Source organism: Streptomyces sp. NPDC041713 (assembly GCF_055591085.1).
Map to the genome: position 1 here is coordinate 1 of NZ_JBVIZY010000021.1, position 9,660 is coordinate 9,660.

The 9,660-nt window shown below is 71.8% G+C and carries 9 protein-coding genes; 6 read left to right on the top strand and 3 right to left on the bottom strand.

All coding sequences use genetic code 11. The features are described 5' to 3' along the window. The first annotated feature begins 461 nt into the window (after positions 1-461). Genes ACZ6CV_RS35605 through ACZ6CV_RS35630 form a run of 6 tightly spaced genes read left to right on the top strand, consistent with a single transcriptional unit; the run spans position 462 to position 5,520 of the window. Positions 462-1,298: a PhzF family phenazine biosynthesis isomerase gene (locus tag ACZ6CV_RS35605; RefSeq protein WP_362359962.1), complete on the top strand. Its 837-nt coding sequence runs from the start codon at positions 462-464 to the stop codon at positions 1,296-1,298. After that, positions 1,291-1,941: a phenazine biosynthesis FMN-dependent oxidase PhzG gene (gene phzG / locus ACZ6CV_RS35610; RefSeq protein ID WP_469255843.1), complete on the top strand. Its 651-nt coding sequence runs from the start codon at positions 1,291-1,293 to the stop codon at positions 1,939-1,941. The genes ACZ6CV_RS35605 and phzG overlap by 8 nt, the downstream gene beginning before the upstream one ends. Positions 1,942-1,970: 29 nt before the next feature. Beyond that, complete coding sequence (locus ACZ6CV_RS35615; protein WP_469255845.1) at positions 1,971-2,477, top strand: PhzA/PhzB family protein; 507 nt, start codon at positions 1,971-1,973, stop codon at positions 2,475-2,477. Between the two features lie 34 nt (positions 2,478-2,511). Continuing rightward, positions 2,512-3,537, top strand: coding sequence for a methyltransferase (locus ACZ6CV_RS35620; protein WP_469255847.1), 1,026 nt, complete (start codon positions 2,512-2,514; stop codon positions 3,535-3,537). Positions 3,538-3,588: 51 nt separating this feature from the next. After that, on the top strand, positions 3,589-4,851 hold the full coding sequence (locus tag ACZ6CV_RS35625) for a phage tail sheath family protein (RefSeq protein WP_469255849.1): 1,263 nt from the start codon (positions 3,589-3,591) through the stop codon (positions 4,849-4,851). A gap of 33 nt (positions 4,852-4,884) precedes the next feature. After that, a complete protein-coding gene (locus ACZ6CV_RS35630; protein WP_469255851.1) occupies positions 4,885-5,520 on the top strand; it encodes a hypothetical protein in 636 nt (211 codons plus the stop codon). A gap of 213 nt (positions 5,521-5,733) precedes the next feature. On the opposite strand, the gene aroC is transcribed toward ACZ6CV_RS35630, so the two are convergent. From aroC to ACZ6CV_RS35645, 3 genes are all read right to left on the bottom strand, one after another. Continuing rightward, a complete protein-coding gene (gene aroC / locus ACZ6CV_RS35635; RefSeq protein WP_469255853.1) occupies positions 5,734-6,918 on the bottom strand; it encodes a chorismate synthase in 1,185 nt (394 codons plus the stop codon). Between the two features lie 70 nt (positions 6,919-6,988). Continuing rightward, complete coding sequence (aroA, locus tag ACZ6CV_RS35640; RefSeq protein ID WP_469255855.1) at positions 6,989-8,278, bottom strand: 3-phosphoshikimate 1-carboxyvinyltransferase; 1,290 nt, start codon at positions 8,276-8,278, stop codon at positions 6,989-6,991. Positions 8,279-8,467: 189 nt separating this feature from the next. Further along, positions 8,468-9,454, bottom strand: a complete 987-nt coding sequence (locus tag ACZ6CV_RS35645; protein ID WP_469255857.1) for a 3-oxoacyl-ACP synthase III family protein — start codon at positions 9,452-9,454, stop codon at positions 8,468-8,470. Between the last annotated feature and the right edge of the window lie 206 nt (positions 9,455-9,660).

Genomic DNA, 9,660 nt, shown 5'->3' on the forward strand with positions numbered 1-9,660 from the left:
TCGGCGAGCGCTACACCTCCTGCTGCGACCCCCGCCTCAACCCCGCCCAGGCCCTGACCGCCGTCAACGCCTGGCCCGCCTGACCCATACGCCCGACCCGTATGCCTGACCCGTGCCCGCCCCGTACGTCTGACTGAACAACGTTCAAACAGCTGAACACGGCACGACCGTACGGGACTTGCGCCACAGCGGCACGCGGGGATGTGGCGGCATTCCAGCGGGAATCCGTCATCGCCGGAGAAGGACGGCGCATCGTGGGCAGCGACCGGCCGGACAGTGCGGTCCGGCCACCGCCCCGCACCCGCACGATCCGCCCCGAAGGACCGCCGGGCCGGCGTCCTCCCCCGAGCGCCGGCCCGGCCCCCCGTCCTCCGTACGGCAGATCACCGCAGATCACCGCAGCTCACAGCGGTACCGGGCACCACCGGCACGACCAAAGACGAGTGGGAGATCGAAACCAGATGCACACCTATGTAGTCGTCGACGCGTTCGCCAAGGAGCCCCTCACCGGCAACCCGGTGGCGGTGTTCTTCGACAGCGACGACCTGAGCGCGGAGCAGATGCAGCGCATCGCCGGGGAGATGAACCTCTCCGAGACCACGTTCGTACTGAACCCCAAGCAGGGCGGCGACGTTCACGTACGCATTTTCACTCCGGTCAACGAACTCCCCTTCGCGGGGCACCCATTGCTCGGCACCGCCATCGCGCTGGGACAGCGGACCGACGCGGACCGGCTGCGGATCGAGACCGCCATGGGCGTGATCCCCTTCGAGCTGGGGCGCGTCGACGGCAAGGTCGTCTCGACCAGCATGCGCCAGCCGGTGCCCGTCTGGGAGCCGTTCGACCGCGCGGACGAGCTCCTCGACGCGCTGGGCGTCCAGGAGTCGACGCTGCCGGTGGAGATCTACCGCAACGGCCCGCGCCACGTCCTCGTCGGCTTCGAGAGCTTCGAGGCCCTGTCGAAGGTGAACCCCGACCACCGCGCGCTCGCGACCTTCCCCGACATGGCGACCAACTGCATCGCCGGCTCCGGCACGACATGGCGCAACCGCATGTTCTCGCCCGCGTACGGAGTCGTCGAGGATGCCGCCACCGGCTCCGCCGCGGGCCCCATCGCCATCCATATCGCCCGGCACGGGCTCGCCTCGTACGGGCAGCACATCGAGATCACCCAGGGCGTCGACATGGGCCGCCCCTCCCCCATGGGCGCGCTGGTGCACGGCGAGGGCGACCGCGTCGACTCCGTCGACGTCTCGGGCCACGGCGTCGTCACCATCGAAGGGCGGATGCATGTCTGACGTACGGCGTTCCGAAACCCTGACGGGCTCTGTGGAGGTGGCCTTCCCCGAGTTCCGCACGCCGCCGGCCGAGCCGTTGGGGCTGTTGTCGTCCTGGCTGAAGACGGCCACCGAGCTGGGGGTGCGCGAGCCCCGCGCGCTGGCCCTTGCCACCGCCGATGCCCAGGGGCGGCCCTCCTCCCGGATCGTGGCCGTCAACCAGATCACCGACACCGGCCTGGTGTTCATCACCCACGACGGCAGCCAGAAGGGCCGCGAGCTGGCCGCCAACCCCCACGCCTCGGGCGTCCTGTACTGGCGCGAGACCAGCCAGCAGATCACCCTGGCCGGCCCCGTCGTCCAGCTGCCGCGCGCCGAGGCCGAGCAACTCTGGGCGGCGCGCGCGGTGTTCACCCACCCCATGTCGACGGTCTCCCTGCAGAGCGAACCGCTGCGCGACCTGGACCACCTCGAAGAGATCCGCGCCCGCGCCCTGGCCCTGGGTGAGCCGGCCCGGCCGCTGCCCTGCCCGGAGCCGTTCGTCGGCTACCGGCTGGAGCCGTCCAGTGTGGAGTTCTGGGCGAACGGCACCGACCGCCTCCACGAACGCCTGCGCTACGACCGCACCGACAGCGGCTGGACGACCACCCGCCTGCAGCCCTGAAACCCCCCACCCGTTCGGAGACCCACACCATGACCTCCCCGACTTCCACCCAACCCGCCACCACCGGCCCGGTGTTCACCAGCCACCTGGAGCTGCGCGCCCGCAACCGCCGTGCCGTGGAGCAGTACATGGAGATCGGCCCCGAGGCCCGCCTGCGCCGCTACACCCTCTACACCGAGGACGGCACCGCCGCCCTGTTCAACACCGACATCGGCCGCCCCATCGTCGTCCAGGGGCGGGAGAAGCTGAAGCGGCACGGGGAGCTGTCCCTGAAGGTCCTGCCCGACTGGCAGTGGTTGGACGTGCACCTCTACGAGACCCAGGACCCCGGCACCATCTGGGTCGAGTGCGACGGCGAAGGCACCATCCGCTTCCCCGGCTACCCCGAGGGCCGCTACCGCAACCACTTCATCCACGGCTTCACCCTCCACGACGGACAGATCGCCGCCAGCCGCGAATACACCAACCCCATCGAGCACATGCGCGCCCTGAGCATCGACACCCCCCACATCAACCGCGACTGGATCCCCTCCTGAACCGCGCCTCCGACACCCAAGGGAGAGACAGGCAATGAGCCCGGACACCACCCCCCGGCCGGCGGCCCGCGCCACCATCGACCTCATCACCGCCGCCTGGCACACCCAGGCCGTCTACGCGGCGGCCAAGCTGGGCGTGCCCGACCTGATCGCGGCGGGGCACTGCGCCCCGGCCGACATCGCGCGGGCCGCCGGCGCGGACGAGGACGCCGTCCGGCGCCTGCTGCGGCTGCTGCTCCGCCTGGACGTGGTCGACGGCGACGAGAGCGAGGGCTACCGCAACACCTCCGTGGGCGAGTTGCTGCGCGATCGTCCGGGCTCCCTGCGCGACGTGTGTCTGCTGTACGGCGAGGAGTTCTACCAGGCCTGGGGCGACTCCATCGAGACGTTCCGTACCGGCAGGACCGGCTTCGAGAAGGCGTACGGGCAGTCCCTGGTCGGATATCTCCGCGAGGACTCCGACGCCGCCAAGCGCTTCCAGCGCGCCATGCGGGCGCAGGCCGACAACTTCGCCTTCGACGCGGTCCCGCAGCACGTCGACTTCTCCGCCGACCGGCACGTCGTCGACATCGGGGGCGGCAGCGGCCAGTTGCTGTCCACCGTGCTCGGCTCCGCATCCGGGGCCCGGGGCACGCTGATCGACCTGGAGCACACGCTGCCCATCGCCCGCGCGCACCTGGAGCAGAGCGTGGGCGCCGACCGCGCCGAACTCGTCGGCGGGGACATGTTCACCGTACCGATCCCGCAGGAAGCCGACACATATCTGCTGTCCCGGGTGCTGGGCGACTGGTCGGACGACGAGTGCGTACGCCTCCTGAGCTCCATACGCGAGGCCATGGCCCCGCACTCCCGCCTCGTGGTCATCGAGATGGTGGTCCAGGACGGCAGGGCCGGTCTGCTCGCGCCGCTGTGGGACCTCCACCTGATGGTCGTCAACGGCGGCCATCAGCGGTCCGCCCAGGAGTACCGCGAACTGGCCGCCCGTGCTGGCCTGTCCATCGACCGCACCGTCCAACTCCCCATGGAGGCCTGCGCGATGGTGCTCACCTACGGCGGCTGACCGCCGCCACCCACCGCCCGTCCGTCTTTCCGTCGTGACCGAGGAGTCTGCATGTCACCACAGCAGCCGAATCCACCGCGCACCATCAGCACCACCACCGGCCCGTTCGGTCCCGGCATCCACCTCCGGGAAGCGGACGACATCCGGGGAACCGGCCTCGGCGCCCCCGTCATCCGCGGACTGCACACATCCGTGGCCGTGTTCCTCGGGGACGCCCCGGGCCTGCCGGACAAGCCGGCCTTCGTACGCCATCCGCAGGAGTTCATCGAGGCGTTCGCGCCGCGCCGCGGAGGCGACGGCGCGGCGCGCTCGTACGTACACGACGCGGTGCTCGGCCACTTCCGCAACGGTGGCGGCGGGGCGTGGATCCTGGGGACGACCGCCGAGGAGGACCGCGTCGGCGGCTACCGGGCCGCTCTCGCCAGGCTGGAGCGGCTCCCGGAGGTCACCCTCGTGGTGGCCCCGGATCTCTGGCGGGTGGAGGACGAGGCACAGCGCGTCGCGGAGCTGCTCGCCGGGCACTGCAGACGGGTCGGCAACCGGGTCGCGCTGCTGCACACACGGGCGGGGCTCGCTCCCGCCGACGTGGGCAGACCCTTTGAACTGCCGGAGCCCGACGCCCAGTTCGCCGCCGTGCACTACCCGTGGATCACGGTGACGGAGCCCGGCGGGAGCGAGCATGTGGCGCCGCCCTCGGGACATGTGGCCGGGCTGTGCTGCCGCGTCGACGTGGAGCGCGGCGCGTACACGGCTCCGGTGGGCCCGCTGGTGGGCGTGGTGCAGCACGAGCGGAACGTGTCCGACGAGGAACAGGTGGCGCTGGGGGATGTGGGGGTGAACTGCCTGCGGTTCGTCCCGGGACAGGGCATCCGGGTCACCGGGGCGCGCACGCTGTCCACCGAGGCCGACTGGACGGACCTCGCGGTGCGCCGCCTGGTGAACCACGCCCGCGCGTCGCTCGCGCAGGGCACGTGGTGGGCGGCGTTCGAGACCAACAGCGCTCATCTGCGGTCGCTGGTGCGGCAGTCCGCCGTCATGTTCCTGAAGGGTTTGTGGCGCCAGGGCGCACTGCGCGGCGAGACCGCGGACGAGGCGTTCCACGTCGTCTGCGACGAGACCAACAACAGCTACGCGTACGACGCGCCCGGCACAAGCGCCACGAACGGCGCGAACGATGCAAGGGGTGCGAACGGCGCGGACATCGGCGATCCGACGCGGGGCCGCGTGGTCCTCGACGTCGGTCTCGCCACCCGGCGGCCGGGTGAGTTCGTCACCTTCCGCATCCTGCACGAAGCCGGCCACAGGAACCCCTGACCGGTCCATTCACCCTGAAGGAGATTCACCGCAATGGAGATTCACTCATGCTCGCGGGACCACCGCCAGGAACTCCGCGAGGCGACCGGAGCCATCCTGTGTGACCCGTGCGTGGCAAAGCTGCAGCGTCATCTGCGCGCCCTGCCCGGCCTGCACCAGGAGGGTCTGCACCACGTGCTTGCGACCTCGCGGCGGCGCAACCCGACGAAGGTCTCGGGCAGCCGCAAGCGCGATCACCTGAACGTCGCGGCGCTCGACGTCCGCAGCAATATCCTCGCCATCCTGGAGTCGTGGGCGAGTTACGTGGCCGACGAGCTCGACGTCGCTCCCCCGGCCAGGTCCGTGCCCCACCTCGCCTGCTTCCTCCTGCTGCACCTGGAGTGGCTCACGGCGCAGCCGCCGGCGGCGGACTTCGCGGCGGAGGTCCAGGAGCTGCACGTCGAACTGCTCGGGGTCATCGAGCCCGACCAGGCCGACCGGAATCCGCTCACCAGGCGCTGTGTGGTGGAGAGTTGCGCGGGGACGATCAACACCTCGCCGCAGCACGCCGGGGCCGCGGGAGCGGGAGCGGCAGGCAGCATCAGCTGCTCGTCGGGACACTCGTGGGAGATACGGGAGTGGCTCGTGCTGCGTCACCTCATGGACCGGCAGAGCCGGGAAGCGGCCTGACGCACCCGGTGACTCCGGTCACTCCGGTCACCCTGGTCATCCGGTCACCTCGATGATGACGCCGGCGACACCGACAGCTCGGCCTGTTCAGCGGGAGAGAGCAGGACGGAGCGGGACGTGAGCGCCGACGAGGGCGCGGGGCCCGGACAGACGGTCACGGGGCGCGGGACAACTCACCGCGCCCCGTGGCCGTCTGCGTACGGGGACCTTCGCCTAGCGGATCTGCAAATTGTCGAGGTAGGACCGCACGTTGCGGCGCGTCTCCGGCACGCTGTCGCCACCGAACTTCTCCGCGACCGCGTCCGCGAGGACCAGCGCGACCATCGCCTCGGCGACGATCCCGGCGGCCGGCACGGCGCACACGTCGGAGCGCTGGTGGTGCGCCTTGGCGGCCTCGCCAGTGGCAACGTCGATGGTGGCCAGGGCGCGCGGCACGGTCGCGATGGGCTTCATCGCGGCGCGTACGCGCAGCAGCTCGCCGGTGGTCAGGCCGCCCTCGGTACCACCGGAGCGGCCCGAGGTGCGCTTGATGCCGTCGTCCGTGGTGACGATCTCGTCGTGCGCCTTCGACCCGGGCACTCGCGCGAGGTCGAAGCCATCGCCGACCTCGACGCCCTTGATGGCCTGGATGCCCATGAGCGCGGCGGCGAGCCGCGCGTCCAGACGCCGGTCCCAGTGCACGTGCGAGCCGAGGCCCACCGGTACGCCGTAGGCGAGGACCTCGACCACACCGCCCAGGGTGTCGCCGTCCTTGTGGGCCTGGTCGATCTCCGCGACCATCGCCTTCGACGCATCCGCGTCCAGGCACCGCACCGGATCCGCGTCCAGCTTCTCGACGTCGGCCGGCGTCGGGTACACCCCATAAGGCGCCTTCGCCGCCGCCAGCTCCGTGACATGCGAGACGATCTCGATCCCCGCCGTCTCCTTCAGGTACGACCGGGCCACCGCACCCAGCGCCACCCGCGCCGCCGTCTCACGCGCCGAGGCACGCTCCAGGACCGGACGGGCCTCGTCGAACCCGTACTTCTGCATACCCGCCAAGTCCGCGTGACCGGGACGCGGACGCGTCAGCGGAGCATTACGGGCCGAATCGGCCAGCACATCCGGATCCACCGGATCGGCCGACATCACCTGCTCCCACTTGGGCCACTCCGTGTTCCCCACCATGACCGCGATCGGCGAGCCCATGCTCAGACCGTGCCGCACACCACCCAGGAACGTGACCTCGTCACGCTCGAACTTCATCCGCGCACCACGGCCATACCCCAGCCGCCGCCGCGCCAGATGGTCGGCCACCATCTCCGTCGTGACCGGCACGCCGGCGGGAAGACCCTCCAACGTCGCGACAAGCGCGGGTCCGTGCGACTCCCCCGCGGTCAGCCAACGCAACCTGCTCAACGGATGCTCCTCTGTCTCAACCGCGCGTGTGCAGCGCCCTGTTCAGCCGCACGTGTTCAGCCGTACATGTTCAGCCACTCGTGCTCGACGCGAGCGCGTAGCCGGTGAACAGGCGGCGCATCTCGTCGTGGAATTCGGGGAAGGTCTTCGCCACGCAGGACGGGTCGTCCAGCGTGATCGTGCCGGGCACCGCGAGCCCGAGCACCGAGAAGGACATCGCGATGCGGTGGTCGCGCCGGCACGCGACGCGGGTGGGGCGCGGCACTCCGGGGTGGACGGTGATCCGGTCGGGGCCGTCCGAGGTCTCGATGCCGCAGGCCCGCAGGTTCGCCGCCACGGCGGCGACACGGTCCGACTCCTTGAGCCGCGCGTGCGCGATACCGCGGATGGTGATGGGCGCGTCGGCCAGCGGCGCGATGGCGGCGAGGGTCATGAAGGTGTCGGAGATCTCGCCCATGTCGACGGTGAAGCCGCCGCGCAGCGGCCCTGTCCCGGTCACGGTGGTGGCCGTCGGACCCACGTGCACCTCGGCGCCCGTCTGCCGCAGGACGTCGACGAAGCGGAGGTCGCCCTGGAGGCTGGCGGTGCCGAGGCCGGGCACGGTGACGGTGGTGCCGGTGACGGCCGCGGCGGCGAAGATGTAGGAGGCGGAGGACGCGTCGGGTTCGACGACGACGTCGGTCGCGTCGTACGGGCGGGGTGCGACGTGGAGCGTGCCGTCGCCGCTCTCCTCGACGCGGGCCCCGAAACGCCGCATCAGGGCCAGCGTCATGTCGACGTACGGACGGCTGACCAGGCTTCCGGTGCGGATGCGCAGGCCGTCGCGCATGAGCGGCGCCGCCATCAGGAGTCCGCTCAGATACTGGCTGGACAGGGACGAGTCCACGGTGAGCTCGCCGCCCGCCAGGCCCCGCGCGCGGATCAGCAGAGGCAGGCCGTTGCCGGGCCCGGGATCGAGGTCGGCGCCGAGCGCGCGCAGCGCGTCGATGAGGGGCCGCTGCGGGCGGGCCCGCAGCTGGGAGGAGCCGTCGAAGAGGAAGGTGCCGTGGCCGGTGGCGGCGAACGGCGGCAGGAAGCGGGCGGCCGTCCCTGCGTCGGCGCACCAGAGCCGGGCGGATCCGGTCGGGCCGCGGCCCGTGCCCGTCACCTGCCAGAACTCGTCCCGCGGGCCGCCGCGCACGGGGAGCCCGCACGCGCCCAGCGCTTTGCGGAACGCGACGGTGTCCTCGCTCACCAGCGGGGCGCGCACCGTGCTGGTGCCGTCGGCCGCGGCGGCCAGCAGGAGCAGTCGGTTGGTCAGACTCTTGGATCCCGGTATCCGGGCGGCCAGGCCGGCGTCCGGCTCCTTCTCCGTGATCACGCGGGTGCCTTCCTGCGACGGGCGGTGCGGGTACGAGGGATACGAGGGGTACGCATTCGGGGGTGGGGGGCAGCGCGTGCTGCGCACGGCGAAGTGCGGGCCGGGGCTCTTCTTGGGGGGGAAGGGAACGCCCCGGCCCGGTCGGTGGGGGTGGTGCCGGCCAGGACCGTCAGGAACCCGGCCGGCCGCTCACCATTCGAGCAGGGCGAGCCCCGCGGCCATGCCGCCGCCGAACCCGGCCAGGAGGATCAGGTCGCCCGGCCGGAAGGCGCCCTTGCGGGCGGCCGCGTCCAGGGTGATCGGGATGGAGGCGGCGCCGGTGTTCCCGTACTCCTCCAGCGTGAGGTGCGTGGTGGCGCGGGACAGCGACAGGTCCTCGATCACAGTGTCGAGCATGACGCCGTTGGCCTGGTGCGGCACGAAGTGCGCGATGTCGTCGGGCACCACGCCCGCCTCGTGCAGGAACTGCTTGGTGAGCTGCGGCAGTTGCTCCACGACGAAGCGGCGCACCTCGCGGCCGTCCATCGCGAAGTACTGGAGCTTCGCGTCAAGGGCCGCCTGGTCCGGCGGGATCCTGCTGCCGCCCGCGGGCACCTGGATGAGGTCCGACAGCTCACCGAACGTGTGCAGGGCGACGTGGCGGATCCGCGGGCCCTTGCCGGGGCCGAGGACCATCGCGCCGGCCCCGTCGCCGAACAGCACGACCGTTTTGCGGTCGGCCGGGTTCAGGATCCGCGAGTAGACGTCCGCGCCGATGACCAGCGCGTGGCCGCCGCGGCCCGCCAGCATGCGCTCGACCACGGACAGCGCGAAGACGCTGCCGGAGCAGACGGCGTTGACGTCGAACGCCGCGGCGCCCAGCGCGCCCAGCTGCTGCTGCACGAAGACGGCGGTCGGCGGCTGCGGCCGGTCCGGCGTGGACGTGGCCACCACGATCAGCGACAGCTGTCCCGCCGTGATGCCCGCCGACTCCAGCGCGGCGCGGCCCGCCGCCACCGCCAGATCCGAGGTCGCCTGCCCGGGAGCGGCCCAGCGCCGTTCCCTGATCGCGGTCTTACGGACGATCCACTCCCCGTCGACCCCGGCGGGGGCGCCTACCTCGTCATTGGAGACGATACGGTCCGGCACATAAGCGCCCGTACCGAGAACTGCGACATCGGCTGCGACATCGGTCATGCGCCTGCCCTACCCTCAACGCGACGTGAATGGATGGTGCCGGTGGCCGGCGCCCGGTCGGCGCCGCCGTACCCGTACGCGGCGTGGGGGGGGGGGGGCTGGGGGGCGCACCCCCCCCCCCCCCCCCCCACCCCCCCCCCCCCCCCCTCCTCCCCCCCCCCCCCCCCCCCCCCAGCCCACCCACGAAAACATCCCCCCCTCTCCCC